Consider the following 19514-nt stretch of genomic DNA (forward strand, 5'->3'; position numbering starts at 1 on the left):
AAATCATATAAATCAGTTTGGAGATGAGTTGGCTAAAGAAAATCGGTTATTTTAGTGCATTTATAATTCCAGCTTTAACAATTCTTGGATTCTATCTAGGCGGAATAGCCAATTTATCAACCTTGATCTTTGTATATGCATTGATTCCTGCAATTGATGCTACAATAGGCAGAGACCATAGTAATGTTCCTAAAGAAGCAGTAAAATCGGTTGCTAATGATTTCTATTATAGATTTATCACCTATTGCTGGACATATTTTCAATTAGCTTTTTTAATCTGGGCAGTTTGGGTAGCTTCTACGAATACCTTATCAATCTTTGAATGGATTACATTTACTATTGCAGTTTCTCTTTCTACGGGAGGTATTGGAATTACCGTTGCACATGAACTAGGTCATAAAAAATCCAAACTTGAGCGCTTTTACAGTAAAGTGCTACTCATGACAGTGAGTTATATGCATTTCTACATAGAGCATAATAAAGGTCATCATGTGCGTGTTTCCACTCCAGAAGACCCTGCTACTAGCCGAGAAAACGAAAACTTCTATGCTTTTTGGTGGAGATCGATCACTAAAGGTTATTTGAGTGCTTGGGAAATTGAAAATAAAGGACTGGAAAGAAAAGGTAAAGCAATATTCTCTATCCATAACCAAATGATTTGGTTTACTCTCCTACCCTTTATTTTTGCTGCTGCCTTAACTTTAGGAGTAAGTCTAGTAATTGGTCAATTTACATGGATTCCTTTCGCCTTCTTTTTTGCACAAAGCTTTCTAGCTTTCTCACTTTTAGAAGCTGTTAATTATGTAGAACATTATGGTTTAAGAAGAAAGAAAATTGATGGAAACCGATATGAAAGAGTAGAGCCTCATCATTCATGGAATGCCAACCATATGATAAGTAATTTCTTTTTATTTCAGTTGCAAAGGCATTCAGACCATCATTTTAATGCGATAAAACGATATCAGGTGTTAGATGATTATGAAAATGCACCTCAACTTCCTGCAGGCTATCCAACCATGATTTTATTAGCCCACATTCCCCCATTGTGGTTCAAAGTGATGAATCCAAAATTACAACAATGGAATAATCTTAAATCAGCTTAAACTTAGGAATTAGAGGTACTCTTAATCTGAGTAGCCAAAATGGTTACGCATAAAGCCATAATTGCTATAAAGGAAAATGAAGCCTGAAGGTTAAACCAAGCTGCCAAATAACCAATTAAGGGAAGAACCTAAAAGAAAACCAAAAAAGCCCATAGTAGAAACAGCAGCAAGAGCAACACTGGAGCTCATGGTTTTGGTTTTCCCAGCCAAACTAAATACTAAAGGGATCACGGATGAAACCCCAGCTCCTACTATAAAAAAAGCAATTAATGAAATGATTTTACCAGGGAAGATTATTAAAATTAAAAGTCCGGTAAAATTTAGCAAACCACTAAAGAAAACTACTTTCCTAACACCAAATTTAGTTGTAAAATAATCCGCAATAAACCTTGTTCCTGCCATACTGACCATAAAAAATGTGTAAGCTAAGCCAAGTATATCTTTTGGAGCATTTACTACTTTTTTATAATAAACACCGCTCCAGTCAAACATAGTGCCCTCACACATCATAGAACAAAAAGCAATAATACCTAATAGCAATAAAGATTTATCAGGAATCACAAAAATAGGTTTATCTTGATCTTCATCTAAATCTTGTTTAATCAGGAATTTGAAACTTATTAAGGCGGCAATTATACTAGCCGAAAATATAATGGTGTAATGATATTGAAGTAAAATTTCTTTACCAATCATGAATGCACCAATGATGGCACCAAAAAATCCAGCTAAGCTCCACATTCCGTGAAAACTTGCCATTATATTTTTCTTATATTCTTTTTCTAAACTGACTGCCTGAGTATTTATGGCAATATTGACCATATTCCCCATTAACCCAAAAAGAAATAATACTAAACCCAGTAGATATATATTTTCCGAAAATGAAATAGCCACTAAAGAAATAAGATAAAGTACAATAGAAAGACGAGTTACTAAAAAACTGTTCCATTTGGCTACTAATATCCCTGCAATTGGTAGGGATATAAAAGAACCAATTGGCAACATTAAAAGCAAAGTACCTAGCTCAGCCTCTGAAAGGGAAAATTTCTCTTGTATACTAGGAATTCTGGATGCCCAACTTGCAAATGTTAGGCCATAACAAAAAAATACTGTACTAATTGCCCATCTAGCCTTTACTAAAGGGCTTTTAAAAAATTGAGTCATTCGAAAATATTAGCTAATTATTTAATGATAATAATTAGATGTTATCTAATAATACCATTTTGACCGACCTCTTCTCAACATTTTTCGTACATCACGTATAAAAGCTAAGGCTAGGTACAATAAAATCGGAGAGCCAAAAGCTAAAAACGAGGAATAAATAAAAAATATTCTAATATGGGAAGTAGGAAGATCCATCATTTCACCCAGTCGGGTGCAGACGCCAAAGGCTTGATTTTCGATGAATTGTTGAACTTTTTTCATAATATCCCTTAAATTTAAACAAATAAGGCAAAAGCCTCGTTGATAATTCGATAAATTTAGAATTCTTTTCTTAAATTTACTAAATACATTGGAATAGTTCCAATATAAATATAATTTCGCATTAACTTCCAAACATAATCAAATAATGAATCAAATGAGACAATTATTTTACGCAGCTGTTCTCTTAGGAACAATGACTTTTTCAGGTTGTGCATTAAACAAGATGATGCAAGCCGCTGAAGAGCAAGCTATCGATGTAACTCCAAATCCTCTTGAGCTTCATGGCGAAGAGGTAGCATTTACTGTAGATTTCCAATTACCATCTAAAATGCTTAAAGATGGAATTACTTACACAGTAAATCCTTATTATGTATATGGTGACAAAGAAATTGCTTTAGATGCAGTTGACTTTGTATATGCTGATTTTCCTAATAGTGACACAGAACCTGTTAGAACTAGTCAAGAATTTACATTCGATTATGAAGATGATATGAATGTAAATGGCGAATTAGTAATGCAAGGTACTGCTACTATTGAAAAAAACGGCAAGACTGCTTCTACTGATAGACAAACCTATGCGACTGGTATAATTACTACTTCGCAAATGGTTGAGGCTTCTTACCATGCAGCTTATGCTGATCATGGATACAACAACAAAGAAGAGTTGGTGCCAACAAATGTTAACTTCTTTTTCGATCAAGGTAGATCTGTACTTAAATCTTCTGAGTTAAGAAGTGATAGAGGTCAACAATTCAATGCATTTATTGCTGACAAAAACGTAACAAGAACTGTTACTATAACTGGTACTCACTCTCCAGAAGGTCCTGAAAGAATCAATAGCAACTTATCTGAAGACAGAGCAAAAGCTATTGAAAACTACTACACAAGACAAATGAAACGCTATGACTATAAAGGAATGGCAGATTCAATTGAATTTATCTTAAAGCCAGTAGTTGAAGATTGGACTGATTTCAAAAAAGCATTAGCTGAATACGATGGCATCACTGATGCTCAAAAAAGCGAATATACTGAAATCGTGAATGGATCAGGAAGCTTTGAAGAAAAAGAAGATAGATTACAAAAATTATCTACTTATAAAAAAGTATTTAAAGATGTTTATCCTGACTTAAGAGCAGCTAAAACTGAAGTGCTTACTGTAAAAGAGAAAAAATCAGATGCAGAAATATCTGTTTTATCTAAGCAAGTTGCAGCAGGAACAGCATCTGCTGATACTTTATCTCTTGAAGAGTTAATGTATGCTGCAAGCATGACACCTTCTTTAGAAGAAAAAGCTTCAATTCTTAAAGCAGCTACTAAGAAAAATGATGATAGCCCAGTTGCTCATAACAACTATGGTGCTGTTCACTTAGAATTAGCAATGGATGCTGAAGGTAACGAAATGACTACTTTAGTAGAGCAAGCGGTTACTCAGTTCGAAATTTCTAACAAGAAATCTGAAAATGCTGAAGCTTATGCTAACTTAGCTACTGCTTACACTATGCAAGGAAACTATGAAAAAGCTTATGATGCAGCTTCTAAGGCTAACGAAATGACTTTAAGTAGTGAAAACGAAAGAGGTTTAATGGGCGTTAAAGGTGCTTTAGAAATCATGATGGGTGATTATAGCGAAGCTTCTACTTCTTTGAAAAACACTTCAGATTCTGAAGTTAACATGTTCAACAAAGGATTAGCTTTAATTCTTCAAGGAAATTATGAGAATGCAGTTAGCACTTTAGAAGAAGTTGCAGGAAAAACTTCTGGAAAAGGTGTACATGCAAAAGCTCATTACTTAGCTGCTGTTGCAAGCGCTAGATTAGGAAAAGAAGGTGATGTAATCAGTCATTTAAAAGATGCAGTTACTGCTGATGCTGATTTAAAATCAAAAGCATTAAATGACCTTGAATTCTCTAATTACTCTGCAAACGAAAATTTTAGAGATGCATTGAAGTAAGATTCAATACATCCATATTGAAAAGCATCTGCCAATAGGCGGATGCTTTTTTTTTGCTTACTTTAAAATATACTCTTTTAAAACCATTGGATTAAAAGAAAAGTTAAGGAACTATTAAGATAGAGTTGGTAATTGACTGTTGAATAACTATTTTTACCCTGTAAAATTTACAAGATAGATGAGAGAAATACAGTTTAGAGAAGCACTAAATGAAGCTATGTCCGAAGAAATGAGACGTGATGAGAACGTTTTCATTATGGGTGAGGAAGTAGCGGAATACAATGGTGCATATAAAGTAACCCAAGGAATGTTGGACGAATTCGGTCCTAAAAGAGTAATTGACACTCCAATTACAGAGTTAGGATTTTCTGGTATTGGTGTTGGAGCTGCCATGAATGGTACCAGGCCAATTATTGAATTCATGACTTTCAACTTTTCATTAGTAGCAATTGATCAGGTCATTAATTCAGCTGCTAAAATGATGAACATGTCTGGTGGACAGTTTAATGTTCCTATCGTTTTTAGAGGAGCTACTGGTAATGCAGGTCAATTGGCTTCACAGCATTCTCAAAATTTTGAAAATTGGTATGCAAATACTCCTGGGCTCAAAGTTGTAGTTCCTTCAAATCCTTATGATGCTAAAGGATTACTAAAATCGGCCATCAGAGATGACGATCCAGTAATTTTCATGGAATCGGAATTGATGTATGGAGATAAAGGTGAGGTACCAGAATCAGAATATCTTGAACCAATAGGAAAAGCTAAAATTACCAGAGAAGGAAGTGATGCTACTTTGGTGTCCTTCGGGAAAATGATGAAAGTAGCCCATGCTGCAGCTGAGGAAATGGAAAAAGAAGGTCACTCAATAGAAGTGATAGACTTAAGGACTGTAAGACCAATAGATTATGCTACTATATTCGAATCTGTAAAGAAAACCAACAGATGCGTAGTAGTTGAAGAAGCTTGGCCATTGGCGTCTATTTCAGGAGATTTAGCATTTAATATACAAAAAACAGTTTTTGACTTTTTAGATGCTCCAATATTAAGAGTTAATAGTTTAGATGTACCCGTTTCTTATGCCCCTACCCTTTTAGAGGCTGTTTTACCTAATAAAGAAAGAACAGTAAAAGCATTAAGAAAAGTAATGTACTTAGATTAATAATCATTTTATAAAATGAAATTGAAAGGCTAATCTTTTTAAGGTTAGCCTTTTTTTGTACTTTAAATATAAATAACTTCCCCATTTTGTCTTTACTCAAGTCTTATCTAAAGGCTCGCATTTAAGTATCTCCTAATTTTTTCAATAAATATTAAAATTAATTTCTAACTTATTTCATTACTTCATGCAACTACTCAAAAATTTCTGAGTCTTTGATATAGATTTAAGAAGGTTGGAAAAAAATAGCATATACATTCATCAGGATTTGATTATCAGCTGTAAAAACGGCAATCATAAGGCATTTAGAGATTTGTATATGCTTTATGCGAAATCAATGTTCAACATTGCATTTAGAATCTTAAAGAATAAAGATGAGGCTGAAGATATCATTCAAGAAGCTTTTATTAAGGCTTATAATAAAATGGATCAATTTGACTTTCAGGCAACATTTGGCGCTTGGATGAAAAAAATAGTAGTCAACCAAGCTTTGGATTATCTGAGGAAAGAAAGTAAATGGCAAATGGATGACATTGAAGATGAAAATATTAAAGATGAGAAAGATATTGATTGGGAAGATATTGATTTAAAGGTTGATCTGGTCAAAAAAGCAATCCTTAATCTTCCTACAGGTTTTAGAGCAGTGGCGAGTTTATATTTATTTGAAGGATATGAGCATAAAGAAATTGCAGAGATACTCTCCATTTCAAAAAACACCTCTAAATCTCAATTTCACAGGGCAAAGAAGAAAATAAAAGAATTCATAAAGCATTATGAGGAAGGAAACAGACAAACTGGAGCAATTTATCAAGGTTAATAAAAAGGATTTTGATTCAGATTTTAATCCGGAAAATAGCTGGAGCAAAATAGAATCTAAAATATCGAAGAAAAAGAGCAGTAGCAATACAGTTTGGATGGTTGCTGCATCAATTATACTTCTACTTTCCTTGGGGTGGTTAATTTATGATAGAGGCCAATTAACCGACAAAATAAATGAATTGGAAAGTCTATCTGTTAATGATAAGCCCTATTCGGAAATAGAATCATATTATCAACAAAGCATAGAGGAAAAAACTGCGCTAGTAAATGATATATCAACGGAAAAAAACATCACTATTAATTCTGATTTAAAAACATTAAACAAGAAATACGAAGAACTTAAGGCTAAAGTAAAAGAACAAGGAGGACACCCACAATTGGTTAATGCTATGATTCAAAACTTACAAAAGCAAATAGAAGTCCTTGAACAACAACTGAGCATCTTGCAAGATATACAGGAATATAGTCAAAACGATAAACAAGAAAACAATGCAATATCTATCTAAAATAATAATTGCTGTATCCCTTTTGTACAGCTCCATTTCAATTGCCCAAAATGCGCAATATGAAATATTGGACAAATCTTTTAATCCATCGAATAAAGGAACTAAGTTGGAAATATCTAATAACTTTGGGAATATCAATCTCGCAGTCTGGGACAAGAACACAATTGCAGTGAAGGTTACTTTGGAAGTTGAAGGCTATGATGAAAAAGAATCAAAAGAAATTTTGGATAAAATTGATTTGAAGACAAATGAAACCTCTAGCTTAATTTCTGTTTTAACAAACTTAAAATCGCATAGTAACACCTCATTTCGTAAAAAAATCTTTAAAATTAATTATGAAATTAATATGCCAGATGGCCATCCGCTATCATTAAGCAATGAATTCGGAAATATTTTCATAAGTGATTATTCAGGAAACATTAACTTAAACCTGGAATATGGTAATTTAACAGCGGGAAATTTAGGAGAATTGAAACTATCACATGAATTTGGTAAAGGAGAAATTGAATCAATTTCCAAGGGAGTATTTGACATGAGTTATGTGGATTCCTTTATGTTATCAGAAGGTGATGAACTAAAGTTAACATCAGAATTCTCTCAGATTGAAATTAAAACTATTCATAATCTCAATTTTGATGTAGAGTATGGGAAGTTAAAAATCGGAGATGTGAAAAATTATAGAGGAAATGCAGAATTCTCAGGCTTAAGTATCGATAATCTCTATGATAATTTCAAATTGTATGCGGAATATGCAAGTGGTACTATTCAATTGAATAATGTAAGCAAAGAAATAAAATCTTTTCAGCTCAACACCGAATTTTCAAAGTCTGAAATTACAATTGAAAAAGGTGCTAATCTAAGCTTTGACACAAGCCACTCATTCGGAAAATTAAAGACTGAAGGAAATAATTTTAATTTCACACAAAAAATCAAAGACATGTCTGATGAGGAATACCGTGGTACAATTGGTCAACAAGCTAATGAATATAGTACTATGTTAAAGATTCAAACAGAATATGGCGGGTGTACTATAATAGCTCAATAAAAAAAATGCTGTCCCAATTGATTTGGAACAGCATTTTTATTTACCTAAATCCCTTAAATTAAGAATCGCTAGGTAAAACATTAGTAGTGATCCTTACGCTTCTTTCTTCTCCTATATTGGAAACAATTCTTACCACTTTATTTTGTCTTCCCATTTTCCCTCTACTATTAAATTTAACAGTAATTTCTCCTGTTTCACCTGGAGCTATTGCTTCCCCTTTAGGGTAGCTAGGCACCGTACAACCACAAGTTGTTTTAACATTTGAAATAATTAGAGGTTGTTTTCCAGTATTTTCAAACTTAAACACATGCTCTACAACGTCCCCTTGGGTAATATCTCCAAAATCATGGCTGCTTTCTTCAAATGTGATCTCAGGACCATTGGTACTCTCAGTACTTTGCGCTATAGCAGTACCTAAAATAAAAAATGATGCGAAAAATAATATTGCCTTCTTCATAATTGAAATATTTGTTTTAAACGATTAGTAAAGTTACGAAATTTCAAGAAAAATGATACCAAAAAGAAAGATTAAGAAATTGTAATGTTTTTTAACTTTATGTTTTTACCTAAAAAAATTTCGGATGGAAATTAACCAAGAATAATTCATTGGTTGCCCTAGTGATAGCCGTATAAAGCCAACGGATATATTCTTTATTGACCATTTCATCGGTCAAATATCCTTGATCAACAAATACAGCACTCCATTGACCACCCTGTGACTTATGACAAGTTAATGCATAAGCAAATTTAATCTGCAAAGCATTTAAATAGGGATCCTTTTTAATGGCTGCTTTCCGTTCTGCTTTTGTGGCTAAATCCATATAATCTTCCGCCACTTGATGATATAATTCACGATATTCGTCATTATTTAAAGAAGGTCCATTGGAATGCAAAGTATCAAGAATAACTTTAACTTGTAGGTTTGGATGGTCTTCATAATCAGTCAGTCTGATTTCCAAATCTGCAAAACGCAAACCGTACATTTCTTCAAAATTAATGACTTTAACCACTTCCATAAAGTCACCATTTGCTAAAAAGCCACCGGGAGTATCTTCAGTTTGATAAACATAATTATTTTTAACAATCATCAGAAAATCACCCGCTTCCAACTCCCCTTCCATAAAATGGATTTGCCGCCTGATATATTCATTATATTGAACAGCCATCTTATTAGACCTGCAAATGATTGCTGTATTCTCAATACCGTATTTATCATAGGCATAGCGCAATCCATCTTCTAGCCTTTCTCCAGTCATTCTGAATATATCTTTGTAGGAATTGGTGTTAAAATGTATGCTAAAATCTTTTTTAGATAATTCACTTCTTAGTACGGTGGCATTAAAAAGTATTCCAGAATCTTGTGCTTGACGCATCACTTCCGTTAATACTGTCTCAATAACTTCAGATCGGTAATTGCTTTTTAAAAAATTAGCATCTAAACCTGCGCTATTTAATTTTCCTACTGGTGGAAGCTGTGCATCATCTCCTATAAATAAAATTTTATTCCCCTCATTCTGAAAAACATAACTGATAATATCATCTAGTAAACTACTATTACCAAAGCCTTTTTCATCAGAAAGCATACTAGCTTCATCAATAATAAAAAGCGTTTTTTCATGATAATTTTTCTGAAGGGAAAAATTAGGCTCACCACTACCTGCCTCTGAGGTCTGTCGATAGATTTTTTTATGGATTGTAAGCGCCAATCTTTTTGAATAATTACTCATCACTTTAGCAGCCCTTCCAGTTGGAGCCATCAAAACATATTTATAATTAAACAATGGTAAAAATTTCACCAAAGCGCTTACTATTGTAGTCTTTCCGGTACCTGCATATCCCTTCAATAGCAATATAGGTCTATCGGCATCCTCCAATTCAAAAAAAGGATCTAGTACCTTAAAAAATTGAGATTGACCTGGAGTAGGCTCAAATGGAAATTTGGACCTTATAATACTTGAAGCACTAGGCATTCATTTTATGATTGATGTCTTGGGGAGTTATAACTGCCATGGTGGTAGTGGCCTTTGCGATTAAGTTACGATTTTCACCATCAACAGACCAAATTTCAGCTTCACAAAAATTCAATTTCCTCCCTTTTTTGATCACATAACCAATGGCATGTAGTTTTTCACCCATCCCAGCTTTAAAATATGAAATTTTAATTTCTGCTGTTACGACATGACAATCCATAGGAACAGTAGTATAAGCAGCAAAACCAGCAACAATATCCGCTATAGTGGCTGTCACACCTCCATGTACTAACCCTTTTTGTTGTTTGTGTATAGTTTGTATATCGAGCCAACCTTCCGTTCTTCCTTCTTCAATTACGGATAAATCAAAACCAATATGTTTCATGAACTCTTGACGCTCCAAAAATTTCTCTACTCTTAACTTAAAATCGTTTGTTGCTGTTTTTTCCTGCATTTTGTGTAATTTCAAATAATTTACAAATATAAGCATATTGATGACTGTAAATGCAAAGGAAAGTATCAATCAAAAATTTGGTGGGAAAGTTAGAGTAAGAGTTGGCGGAATTTTAATAGAAGAAAATGAAATCCTACTTCTAAAACATGAGGGAGTTGGTAAAAAAGAATTTATTTGGTCTCCCCCAGGAGGAGGAATGGAATTTGGTGGGGATGCAGAAAAAAATTTAAAAAGAGAATTTGAGGAAGAAACAGGATTAAATATACAGGTTCATGAATTATTATTTGTAAATGAATTTATGAATAATAAAATTCATGCTATTGAATTGTTTTTTAGAGTAGAAAAAACCGGAGGAATTCTTAAATTGGGAAATGATCCAGAAATGGGAAATCAACAAATTTTAAGTGAATTTGCATTTTTTGATGAAATAAAATTAATAAACACAGATAGGGACTACTTACACAACATGTTTATTGGAATAAATAAACCTCAAGAAGTTTTAAATCTTAAAGGATATTTTAAATTTGTGAATAATTCCATAAAATAGCATTTTAAAATAATTTCTAAATAGAGAAAAAAAGAAAAAGATGAGTAAAACAAAGATTTTTTCAATAGTTTTCTTCGTTGCAGCAGTAATCATAGGCTACTTTTTTGTAGATAGTATTGCTTACGATATCCAACAAGAAAAAAAGATTGAGCGAGAAGAAGCTCGAGTAATTAAAAAATTAAAACAAATCCGTTCTGGAATGATTGCCTACCAAAGAGTGAATGGGCAATATACTAGCGACTGGGATAAATTAATCAATTTTATTGATACAGGCGATTTTTATCTTACGGAAAGATCTGAGCAAATTATTCAGCGTGAATACGGTGGTGATAGTGTAGTTATTAATGTGGACACGCTCGGAACTATTCCTGTCTATGATTCCTTGTATGCTGATATTGAAAATTTCAACTTACAGAAGTTACCTTTCAAGCCAGGTACTAAAAAGAAATTTGAAATCTTTGCTGATAAAATTGTAAAGGGTTCGGTAAAAGTTGATGTTTTTGAAGTAAAAGACCCAGACCCAATTAATCCTAAAAGGCGAAAGGATAATAATGATAAAGCATTAAGAGTAGGTTCTAGATCAGAAGTTACAACATCAGGAAACTGGGAATAATATTTTGGATATAGCAAAAGAAAAAGTTTTTAAACCTATTAAGAAGGTCAAGGATGATAAATTCTCTATTGATAAAATTGAGCAATACTGCTTAATTTTAGAAGTTGGAGAAAGAGACCTTCAGGTATCTGTTATTGACATTAAGTCAAACAGAGTATTAATCCTTGAAGATTATAGTTTAAATAAAACTTCGGATGAACATCAAAAAGTGCAGGTATTAAAAGCACTTTTTGATGAACATCACTTATTAATGGTAGGATTTTGGAAGGAAGTTGTCCTTTGTTTTAAAACACCAAAATACTGCCTAGCTCCTCTTTCCTATTTTTCTAAAGATAATGCCAGAGCAATTCTAAAAATGAATTGTGAGGTAGATAAAACTGATTCTGTTGGTTATTATAAAGTAAATAGCAATGATTCAGTTAATATCTTTACATACCAAAAAGAGGTACTTAAGTTTGTTCGCTCAATTTATGTGAATAGCAAAATAAAGGTAACTCATCAGAGTGGTATGTTAGTGAATGCTGTTTTATATAATCCTCCATTCGTAAATGAAGAAAATGAGCTATCCTTATATATTGATAGATTCTATCTACATGCTGCAGTCACAAATAAGGGTAAACTACTCTACTTTAATTCTTTCAAAATTCAGAAATTTGAAGAATACACTAGATATATAAACTTAATTTGCCATGAGTTTAAAATCTTGAAAAAAGAAGGAACAATAAACCTTTGGGGCTACATTAAAAAGGATTCCTCACATTTTAATGCCTTGAAAAAGGACTTTCCTACTATAGAGATTGGAAATAGAACTAAAAAGTTAAATTTTGGCTTTAAATTTGACGAGATACCAGAGCATCATTATTTTGATGTATTTGGCAATTATTTCAATTTATAATTATGCCTAAAAGAATTGCGATTTTTCCAGGATCATTTGATCCTTTCACAAAAGGTCATTACGATATAGTACAAAGGGGTCTTAAGATTTTTGATGAAATTGTGATAGCGATTGGCTATAATTCCAAAAAGCAAAACCGATATTTTGATATTGATTTGATGGTTAATAAATTAGAGGAAACCTTTAAAAATGACCCTCAAGTATCCATTATTGTTTATAATAAATTAACCTCCAATTTAGCTAAAGACCTGGGAGCAGGTTTTTTATTAAGAGGATTAAGAAATACTACAGATTTTGAATATGAAAATAGTATTGCACAAGTCAATAAATATTTAAATGAAGGCCTTGAATCTGTTTTTCTTATCACATCTCCTGAATATGCTGCTGTAAGCTCCACCATCATCCGTGAAGTTCACAAATTCCGTGGAAATGTCGATGAATTCCTCCCTTATAAGATTGAAAATTAGACCACTTCCAACACCGCAAAAAAACTTAAAAATTATTTCATACTAATTTCATACAACTTATTTAAAAATACGTTAGATTTCGCCATATAAAATCATATAATAAAATGGCACTTAATGAAGCATCAGATTTCGCTCAGTTTGACGAATACGATGACAAGGACTACGATGAGCTCGAAGATGATTTTTTTGATGACGACTCAGACGACATCAAATTAAACGATGACGAGGACGAGGACACTTGGCGATTTAAAATCGATGATAACTTAGAAGATGAGGATGAAGGAGATGGTGATTTCGATTTTGATGATGACGATCTTAGAAAAGATTTAGACGATTATTAAAACAAATGGGTGTGTAAATTAAATTACCACCCATTTTTATTGAGCTATTTATTAACCTGAGTTCGATTATTAATTTGGAAATTCAGATTTTCATAAAATTCAATAGACAGGGCGTCTTTTTGAAGATATAGCGAGCTATATCGAAGAAAGACAACACAGTATATTGGATTTTATGGGAAAGTTTTTCTAATTCCGCTTGTAAACAGCGATTTTCTTCCTAAAAATTTCTTACAATAGCCCGCTATTGCTTCAAAATTTTTAGTTGAATCTCACTATTTACAAACGGTCTGAATCCTAAATTAATAATCGAATTCAGGTTATAACTTCTTTTCTCCCAGCTGGGGTGTTTTCACCACAGTTTTCCGTACTACTGTCATAAAGATCACATCACTTTTAGGTGAAAACACCTAAAAATTGGAGCGCGAAAATTCAGCTTACTTAGCAGGAAATACATCCAACGCCATTCTTTGAGCTTCTGCAAAAGCTTCTTGATCAATCCCTAATTCAATATTATTTTGGTTGAAATAAGCCACCATATCCTCAGTTACCATATTTCCTACCAAATCATCCTCAGCCATGGGACAACCACCAAACCCCTTTATAGCTCCATCAAATCTTCTACAACCAGCTTTATAAGCTGCTTCTACTTTCTCCCAAATTGTAGCAGGGTTACTGTGTAGATGAGCTCCAAACTCTATATGCGAATATTCAGGAATCAACTGCTCAAAAATCCATGAAATATTTTCTGGATTAGAGACCCCTATAGTATCGGAAAGTGAAATTACCTTTACATCAATTTTATTTAATTTCTCTACAAATTCCTGAACAAATCCTGCATCGTATGGATCCCCATATGGATTCCCAAATCCCATAGAAAGGTAAACCACCAAAGTTTTTCCATGTGCAACCGTGAGCCCTTGAATTTCAGATAAATCTTCCAATGCCGTGGAAATAGAACGCTTGGTATTGCGTTGCTGAAATGTTTCAGACAAAGATAGAGGATATCCCAAATAAGAAATCTGCTCGAACTTCACTGCATCTGAAGCCCCTCTTTGATTTGCTATTATGGCTAATAATTTTGAACTAGATTTTTGCCAGTCAATTTTATCAAAAACTTCAGCGCTGTCTCGCATTTGCGGAATAGCTTTGGGCGAAACAAAACTTCCTGCATCAATAGTATCAAAACCTACTTTCAGTAATTGGTTTATATAATTTATTTTTTGTTCAGTAGGGATAAAATCATGTAAACCTTGCATGGCATCCCGTGGGCATTCTATTAGCTTAACGTTTTGATTTTTTGTTTCCATAATCCAAAACTAAGCAATAGGAACTTTAGCTGAAAGAAATATTTCTTTGGATTGAATTTCCATTAAAGATAAATCATAAGTATAATAGCAGTTTATTAAATGCATCTTATTAAATTTCAGCTTAGTCTTAAATAATATCAGTGGGAGTTATCATCAAACAAAGTGCTTATGCCTCTATTATCAACTACATTGGAGTTGCTATAGGGGCTGTGAATATGATATTTCTTTTCCCTGAATTCTTGAGCAAAGAAGAATTAGGCCTCACCAAAGCAATGATTTCTATGGCGGTAATATTATCTCCATTTGCTCAAGTAGGACTTGCTAGAAGCACTCTAAGATATTTCCCACGATTTAATAAAGCTGCCGAATTCATCAGGTAGGTTTTTCACTTTTATTCTGATAATGGCCTTCTTCACCATTGCTTTATTTATTGGTCTTTTTCAATTCTTTGATCAGTGGGTTTTTGGTTTTTTTGAAAAAAATGCACCTGAACTTATTGATCAATACTGGTTAATCATCATTTTGGCAGCAGTTTTGGTTTATATATCCATATTTGAGGCTTATTATAAAACGCAACTCAATGTAGTTATCCCAACTTTCATGAGGGAATTTTTACTCAAGTTCTTAAGTGGTTTATTGGCACTATTTTATTTTTTAAACTTCATTTCTTTTGAATGGTTCTTGAGATATACTGTAGCAACTTATGCAATAAGTTTATTATTATTAATCGTGATCTTAATGTTTAAAGGAAAAATGAAATTCAACTTTTCAATTTTCCAACTCGAAAAGCCTTTCATCAAAGAAATGATGAAGTATATGGTTTTTATAATGGCGGGTGCCGTAGGTTCTGTAATTGTATTACGCGTTGATCAATTAATGGTAACAGGCTATTTAGGAACAGGGATAAATGCAATTTATGTTATTGCATTTTTTATGGGAACAGTGATTGAAATCCCTAAACGAAGTATATCTCAAATGTCTGATGCCATAATCGCAAATGCCTTTGAAAATGAAAGGCTTGATGAAATCAAAAAAATATATAAACAAAGTAGTATCAACCAAATGATCTTAGGAAGTTTTGTATTCATTTTAGTTGTCATCAACTTAGATAACATTTACGCCATAATGCCCAAGGGAGATGAATATTCTAGTGGGAAATGGGTAGTTATAATTATAGGGTTGAGCAAATTATTGGATATGGCATTTGGCGTGAATTCTGAAATTATCATATCATCTAAACACTATAAAAGCAATATATATTTTGTATTGATTTTAGCGACCCTAACTGTTGTTCTTAATATGTTGATGATTCCCGTGTACGGACTAGTAGGAGCTGCTTTGGCTACTTTTGTTTCTTTGTTTTTGTTCAACCTAATTAAGATGATTTACATCTACTACAAATTACAATTTCAACCTTTTTCAATTCACACATTGAGTACTCTGTTTCTATCGGCATTATGCTTTTTCATATTAACTATTGTACCTCAATTCTCTAACCCAATTATAAATGGAGCTTATTTATCAATGCTCACGGTTATAATTTTCGGCTTATTAATGCTGTTTTTTAAACCTTCAAAAGAAATCACTAAAATAATCCAGCCGATTAGAGATAAGTTTAACCTTTAAAAAAGGTTATAATGTTTTTAGCAACATATTCTATTTCTTCTTCTGAGTGATTAGGGTGAATAGGAAGTGATAAAACTGTTTTGGAAGCTTTGGTAGCATTGTAGAAATTTTCTTTTGTTTCAAACACTTCCATATCTGAAAGTGCAGTTGGATAATGAATATCAGTTTCAATACCTTTTTCTAATAGAAACTTCTGAAGTTCCTCTCTCCTATCAGTTCTTATTACAAACTGATGGTAAACATGACCATCTTTTTTATGGGGTAGAATACAATCGGTATCAGCCAAATTATTGTAATAAATAGCGGTTAACTTTTGTCTTTTGTCATTATCAAAAGAAAGGAAAGGGAGATTAGCACATAAAATAGCTGCTTGAATTTCATCCATTCTGCTATTTCTTCCTAATTGTAGATGTTTATTACGAGTTTGTTGACCATGATTAGCCCACAGAAGGCACTTTTTAGCCAGTTTTTCATCATTTGTTGCAATAGCTCCTGCATCACCCAAAGCGGCTAAATTTTTAGTAGGATAAAAACTGAAGACTGTAACGTCTCCAAATGTCCCAGCCAGTTTTCCATTTAAAGATGCCCCATGAGCTTGTGCACAATCTTCTATCAGTACAATATCATGCTTGACGCAGACAGAAGTAATCTTTTCAATTTCAGGATGAACCAATCCAAATAAGTGAGGTAGAATTAATGCTTTGGTGTTAGATGTAATTCTACTTTCAAATTCCGATACAGATAACCCAAAATCATTTATATCAATATCACAAAACACTAATTTTGCACCCACCAACTTGATAACAGAAGCATCAGAAAACCAGCTAAATGCACTGGTAATCACTTCATCATTATTACTGATTTCAAGACTCCTCAATATTATTTCCAAAGCATCTGTGCAATTAGCAGTAGGTACAATATGATTGAGATTAAGGTATTTTGAAAATTCGAATTTGAATCTATCCCAATATGATCCGTTCATAAAAACACCTTTTTCGTAGACATCAGTTATAGCAGTTTTAACTTCTTGCCGAATAGGTGCTAGTCTTAAAAAAGGAACTGATTCAATTTTCATATCGTAGTTTAATATTGTGAGTGTTCTACAAATATATAATGATTTTTATTTGCATTAACAGCATCGCTTTTCCAACTTTAAATTTGTTTTTGAAGGGATTGAGCAATAAAATTTATTAAATTGAATTTATATCATTAATACTTCAAAGATTGAAATTTTTACTTAAAAATAAGTCATAAATGAAGAAAGTAGCAATAATGACCTCTGGTGGTGATGCCCCTGGTATGAATGCATGTCTTAGGGCAGCTGTCAGAGGTGCAGTATATCATGGTGTAGAAATTTACGGAATATATAGAGGTTATGACGGGATGATAGAGGGGGATATTATTAAAATGAATTCACACTCTGTTAGTAATATTATTCAAAAAGGGGGTACTATCCTGAAATCTGCCAGAAGTGAAGAATTTAAAACCAAAGAAGGTAGAAAAAAAGCTTTTGATGAGCTTCAAAAATTGGGAATTGAAGGATTGATCACTATTGGTGGAGATGGTACTTTCACTGGAGCGAAGATTTTTTATGATGAATATGGAATCCCAACAGTGGGAGCTCCAGGTACTATTGATAATGATTTATACGGCACAGATTATACTATAGGTTTTGATACTGCAGTAAATACCGCTTTAGGTGCAATCGATAAAATACGCGATACCGCTGATTCACATAATCGATTATTCTTCATAGAAGTAATGGGAAGAGATTCTGGCTACATAGCCATCCGATCTGGTATTGGCGGGGGCGCTGAATTAGTAATGGTACCAGAGACCTCTACCAGCATCAAGGAAGTCATCAGTACTTTACAGGAAGGTTGGGCACGTCATAAGACTTCATCTATTGTAGTGGTAGCTGAGGGAGACGAGGAAGGCAATGCCATGGAGATTGCAGAAAAGGTGAAAAAAGAAATCAGTCAGAAAGATATTAAAGTTTCTATTCTAGGACATATTCAGCGTGGCGGATCACCTAGTGCACAAGATAGAATTCTTGCCAGCAGATTAGGATTGGGAGCCTTGGAGGGTTTAATGAAAGGTGAAAAGAATGTAATGGCAGGTATAATTAATGATAAGCTTGTTTATACTTCTTTTGAAGATAGCATCACCAAAAACAAACCCTTAAATCAGGAATTAATTCACATGGTAAAAGTGTTGAGCGTCTAATTAATTTTGAAATGAGTTTGATTAAAATACTATCAAATAAATTATTTTAATTAGACCTTAAAAGCTTAAAAGGTATCTTATTATAGAATCCATATAACAGGGGATAATGGAATTAAAAACTACAATTGAAATAAAACCAACCGAAGAAAAAATCCATCCACATGATAGGATCACTTCCATTGGTAGTTGCTTCGCAGATCATATTGGAAGTCGGTTTGAAGAAATGAAAATGGATATTTTAAGTAATCCTTTTGGAATTATTTACAATCCAATTTCTCAAATGAGACTGATTAAGGCGGCATTAAATGAAGAAGACCTTAATGAAGAACATATCATTGAAAACAGGGATATTTATAATCATTTAGATGCGCATTCAATTTTTGGCAAAAAAAATCTGATTGAGTTAAAAGATGGGATAAGGGAAGCCACTTCCAAACTAAAAGAATACTTAGAAAGCTCTAAAGTTTTGATTTTAACTTTTGGCACCGCTTGGGTCTATCGTTATGAAAAAACCCAACAAATTATAGCGAACTGCCATAAACTACCTTCTCAAAATTTCGAAAAAGAATTATTGGAGTTAGATGATGTGGTAAAAGAGGTTTGCGATACTTTACAATTTCTGAAAGAAAGAAATCCGCATCTCAGAATAATTTTGACTGTTAGTCCTGTAAGGCATATAAAAGATGGTATTCCAGAAAATATGCTCAGTAAGTCTATTTTGAGATTAGCCACTAATAAAATTAAAAAAGCCATCGAGAAAACATATTATTTCCCTGCATTTGAATTAATGATGGATGATTTGAGAGATTATCGTTTTTATGCAGAGGACATGATTCATCCCAATAATATGGCAAGAAATTTCATTTGGCAACGTTTTAGGGAGACATTCTTCTCAGAGCCACTTTTTGCCTATTGCGATAAATGGCAATCGATTAAAAATGATTTAAACCATAGAGTGATGAATCCAGGCTCAGAAGAACATGTCCAGTTTTTAGAAGCTTTACAGAAAAAACTAAACCGATTTTTCGGTAATGGGCAATGTAGAAGAGGAAATGAAACATGTTGA

At 33.0% G+C, this 19514-nt stretch carries 22 protein-coding genes; 15 read left to right on the forward strand and 7 right to left on the reverse strand.

What is annotated here, in order from left to right; translation table 11 throughout:
• Positions 1–23 precede the first annotated feature (23 nt).
• Positions 24–1103, forward strand: coding sequence for an alkane 1-monooxygenase (locus ABWH96_RS14050; protein WP_375578151.1), 1080 nt, complete (start codon positions 24–26; stop codon positions 1101–1103).
• 90 nt (positions 1104–1193) lie between these two features.
• Here the strand turns inward: ABWH96_RS14050 and ABWH96_RS14055 are convergent, their stop codons facing one another.
• The gene (locus ABWH96_RS14055; protein WP_375578152.1) at positions 1194–2264 is read right to left on the reverse strand and encodes an MFS transporter; all 1071 of its coding nucleotides are present in this window, start codon (positions 2262–2264) and stop codon (positions 1194–1196) included.
• 45 nt (positions 2265–2309) lie between these two features.
• A complete protein-coding gene (locus ABWH96_RS14060) occupies positions 2310–2525 on the reverse strand; it encodes a PspC domain-containing protein (protein WP_375578153.1) in 216 nt (71 codons plus the stop codon).
• A 154-nt stretch (positions 2526–2679) separates the two neighbouring features.
• Between ABWH96_RS14060 and ABWH96_RS14065 the strand changes: the two genes are divergently transcribed.
• The 5 genes from ABWH96_RS14065 (at position 2680) to ABWH96_RS14085 (ending at position 8002) form a co-directional block, all read left to right on the forward strand.
• On the forward strand, positions 2680–4476 hold the full coding sequence (locus ABWH96_RS14065) for a hypothetical protein (protein ID WP_375578154.1): 1797 nt from the start codon (positions 2680–2682) through the stop codon (positions 4474–4476).
• 178 nt (positions 4477–4654) lie between these two features.
• Positions 4655–5635, forward strand: a complete 981-nt coding sequence (locus ABWH96_RS14070; protein WP_375578155.1) for a pyruvate dehydrogenase complex E1 component subunit beta — start codon at positions 4655–4657, stop codon at positions 5633–5635.
• A gap of 232 nt (positions 5636–5867) precedes the next feature.
• Positions 5868–6449, forward strand: a complete 582-nt coding sequence (locus tag ABWH96_RS14075) for an RNA polymerase sigma factor (RefSeq protein ID WP_375578156.1) — start codon at positions 5868–5870, stop codon at positions 6447–6449.
• Positions 6406–6957: a hypothetical protein gene (locus ABWH96_RS14080; protein WP_375578157.1), complete on the forward strand. Its 552-nt coding sequence runs from the start codon at positions 6406–6408 to the stop codon at positions 6955–6957. The genes ABWH96_RS14075 and ABWH96_RS14080 overlap by 44 nt, the downstream gene beginning before the upstream one ends.
• Complete coding sequence (locus ABWH96_RS14085; protein ID WP_375578158.1) at positions 6941–8002, forward strand: hypothetical protein; 1062 nt, start codon at positions 6941–6943, stop codon at positions 8000–8002. The genes ABWH96_RS14080 and ABWH96_RS14085 overlap by 17 nt, the downstream gene beginning before the upstream one ends.
• Before the next feature lie 58 nt (positions 8003–8060).
• Here the strand turns inward: ABWH96_RS14085 and ABWH96_RS14090 are convergent, their stop codons facing one another.
• The 3 genes from ABWH96_RS14090 to ABWH96_RS14100 all read right to left on the reverse strand — a co-directional run bounded on the left by ABWH96_RS14090 (position 8061) and on the right by ABWH96_RS14100 (position 10426).
• Complete coding sequence (locus tag ABWH96_RS14090; protein WP_375578159.1) at positions 8061–8459, reverse strand: DUF1573 domain-containing protein; 399 nt, start codon at positions 8457–8459, stop codon at positions 8061–8063.
• 109 nt (positions 8460–8568) lie between these two features.
• On the reverse strand, positions 8569–9972 hold the full coding sequence (locus tag ABWH96_RS14095; RefSeq protein ID WP_375578160.1) for an ATP-dependent RecD-like DNA helicase: 1404 nt from the start codon (positions 9970–9972) through the stop codon (positions 8569–8571).
• Positions 9965–10426 carry a PaaI family thioesterase gene (locus ABWH96_RS14100; RefSeq protein ID WP_375578161.1) on the reverse strand — a complete coding sequence of 154 codons (462 nt, stop codon included), beginning with the start codon at positions 10424–10426 and terminating at the stop codon, positions 9965–9967. The genes ABWH96_RS14095 and ABWH96_RS14100 overlap by 8 nt, the downstream gene beginning before the upstream one ends.
• Positions 10427–10466: 40 nt before the next feature.
• Between ABWH96_RS14100 and ABWH96_RS14105 the strand changes: the two genes are divergently transcribed.
• The 5 genes from ABWH96_RS14105 (at position 10467) to ABWH96_RS14125 (ending at position 13289) form a co-directional block, all read left to right on the forward strand.
• Positions 10467–10973, forward strand: a complete 507-nt coding sequence (locus tag ABWH96_RS14105; protein ID WP_375578162.1) for an NUDIX domain-containing protein — start codon at positions 10467–10469, stop codon at positions 10971–10973.
• A gap of 40 nt (positions 10974–11013) precedes the next feature.
• A complete protein-coding gene (locus ABWH96_RS14110; RefSeq protein WP_375578163.1) occupies positions 11014–11586 on the forward strand; it encodes a hypothetical protein in 573 nt (190 codons plus the stop codon).
• 4 nt (positions 11587–11590) lie between these two features.
• Entirely contained in the window at positions 11591–12481 is an 891-nt protein-coding gene (locus ABWH96_RS14115) for a DUF3822 family protein (RefSeq protein ID WP_375578164.1), read from the forward strand.
• 2 nt (positions 12482–12483) lie between these two features.
• A complete protein-coding gene (gene coaD, locus ABWH96_RS14120; protein ID WP_375578165.1) occupies positions 12484–12948 on the forward strand; it encodes a pantetheine-phosphate adenylyltransferase in 465 nt (154 codons plus the stop codon).
• Between the two features lie 104 nt (positions 12949–13052).
• Positions 13053–13289 (forward strand): hypothetical protein, encoded by a 237-nt coding sequence (locus ABWH96_RS14125; protein ID WP_375578166.1) that lies wholly within the window; start codon positions 13053–13055, stop codon positions 13287–13289.
• Between the two features lie 434 nt (positions 13290–13723).
• Here ABWH96_RS14125 and ABWH96_RS14130 read toward each other — a convergent pair whose 3' ends face one another.
• Entirely contained in the window at positions 13724–14596 is an 873-nt protein-coding gene (locus ABWH96_RS14130; RefSeq protein WP_375578167.1) for a hydroxymethylglutaryl-CoA lyase, read from the reverse strand.
• A gap of 140 nt (positions 14597–14736) precedes the next feature.
• Here ABWH96_RS14130 and ABWH96_RS14135 point away from each other — a divergent pair, with 140 nt between their 5' ends.
• Positions 14737–14976 (forward strand): hypothetical protein, encoded by a 240-nt coding sequence (locus ABWH96_RS14135; protein ID WP_375578168.1) that lies wholly within the window; start codon positions 14737–14739, stop codon positions 14974–14976.
• Positions 14977–14998: 22 nt separating this feature from the next.
• The gene (locus tag ABWH96_RS14140; protein ID WP_375578169.1) at positions 14999–16222 is read left to right on the forward strand and encodes a lipopolysaccharide biosynthesis protein; all 1224 of its coding nucleotides are present in this window, start codon (positions 14999–15001) and stop codon (positions 16220–16222) included.
• On the opposite strand, the gene ABWH96_RS14145 is transcribed toward ABWH96_RS14140, so the two are convergent.
• Positions 16212–17297 (reverse strand): DegT/DnrJ/EryC1/StrS family aminotransferase, encoded by a 1086-nt coding sequence (locus ABWH96_RS14145; protein ID WP_375578170.1) that lies wholly within the window; start codon positions 17295–17297, stop codon positions 16212–16214. The genes ABWH96_RS14140 and ABWH96_RS14145 overlap by 11 nt on opposite strands.
• A gap of 179 nt (positions 17298–17476) precedes the next feature.
• Here ABWH96_RS14145 and pfkA point away from each other — a divergent pair, with 179 nt between their 5' ends.
• Both pfkA and ABWH96_RS14155 read left to right on the forward strand, forming a co-directional pair.
• On the forward strand, positions 17477–18448 hold the full coding sequence (pfkA, locus tag ABWH96_RS14150; protein WP_375578171.1) for a 6-phosphofructokinase: 972 nt from the start codon (positions 17477–17479) through the stop codon (positions 18446–18448).
• 106 nt (positions 18449–18554) lie between these two features.
• Positions 18555–19514: a GSCFA domain-containing protein gene (locus ABWH96_RS14155; protein WP_375578172.1), complete on the forward strand. Its 960-nt coding sequence runs from the start codon at positions 18555–18557 to the stop codon at positions 19512–19514.

This window comes from Marivirga tractuosa, from assembly GCF_042140215.1.
Classification (GTDB): domain Bacteria; phylum Bacteroidota; class Bacteroidia; order Cytophagales; family Cyclobacteriaceae; genus Marivirga; species Marivirga tractuosa_A.

Coding starts and splice junctions, on each gene's coding strand:
- ABWH96_RS14110 (WP_375578163.1), top strand. CDS start 11,014: ATGAGTAAAACAAAGATTTTTTCAATAGTTTTCTTCGTTGCAGCAGTA.
- ABWH96_RS14060 (WP_375578153.1), bottom strand. CDS start 2,525: ATGAAAAAAGTTCAACAATTCATCGAAAATCAAGCCTTTGGCGTCTGC.
- ABWH96_RS14100 (WP_375578161.1), bottom strand. CDS start 10,426: ATGCAGGAAAAAACAGCAACAAACGATTTTAAGTTAAGAGTAGAGAAA.
- ABWH96_RS14130 (WP_375578167.1), bottom strand. CDS start 14,596: ATGGAAACAAAAAATCAAAACGTTAAGCTAATAGAATGCCCACGGGAT.
- ABWH96_RS14140 (WP_375578169.1), top strand. CDS start 14,999: ATGGCCTTCTTCACCATTGCTTTATTTATTGGTCTTTTTCAATTCTTT.
- ABWH96_RS14065 (WP_375578154.1), top strand. CDS start 2,680: ATGAGACAATTATTTTACGCAGCTGTTCTCTTAGGAACAATGACTTTT.
- ABWH96_RS14070 (WP_375578155.1), top strand. CDS start 4,655: ATGAGAGAAATACAGTTTAGAGAAGCACTAAATGAAGCTATGTCCGAA.
- ABWH96_RS14095 (WP_375578160.1), bottom strand. CDS start 9,972: ATGCCTAGTGCTTCAAGTATTATAAGGTCCAAATTTCCATTTGAGCCT.
- coaD (WP_375578165.1), top strand. CDS start 12,484: ATGCCTAAAAGAATTGCGATTTTTCCAGGATCATTTGATCCTTTCACA.
- ABWH96_RS14080 (WP_375578157.1), top strand. CDS start 6,406: ATGAGGAAGGAAACAGACAAACTGGAGCAATTTATCAAGGTTAATAAA.
- ABWH96_RS14055 (WP_375578152.1), bottom strand. CDS start 2,264: ATGACTCAATTTTTTAAAAGCCCTTTAGTAAAGGCTAGATGGGCAATT.
- ABWH96_RS14050 (WP_375578151.1), top strand. CDS start 24: ATGAGTTGGCTAAAGAAAATCGGTTATTTTAGTGCATTTATAATTCCA.
- ABWH96_RS14155 (WP_375578172.1), top strand. CDS start 18,555: ATGGAATTAAAAACTACAATTGAAATAAAACCAACCGAAGAAAAAATC.
- pfkA (WP_375578171.1), top strand. CDS start 17,477: ATGAAGAAAGTAGCAATAATGACCTCTGGTGGTGATGCCCCTGGTATG.
- ABWH96_RS14085 (WP_375578158.1), top strand. CDS start 6,941: ATGCAATATCTATCTAAAATAATAATTGCTGTATCCCTTTTGTACAGC.
- ABWH96_RS14105 (WP_375578162.1), top strand. CDS start 10,467: ATGACTGTAAATGCAAAGGAAAGTATCAATCAAAAATTTGGTGGGAAA.
- ABWH96_RS14090 (WP_375578159.1), bottom strand. CDS start 8,459: ATGAAGAAGGCAATATTATTTTTCGCATCATTTTTTATTTTAGGTACT.
- ABWH96_RS14145 (WP_375578170.1), bottom strand. CDS start 17,297: ATGAAAATTGAATCAGTTCCTTTTTTAAGACTAGCACCTATTCGGCAA.
- ABWH96_RS14125 (WP_375578166.1), top strand. CDS start 13,053: ATGGCACTTAATGAAGCATCAGATTTCGCTCAGTTTGACGAATACGAT.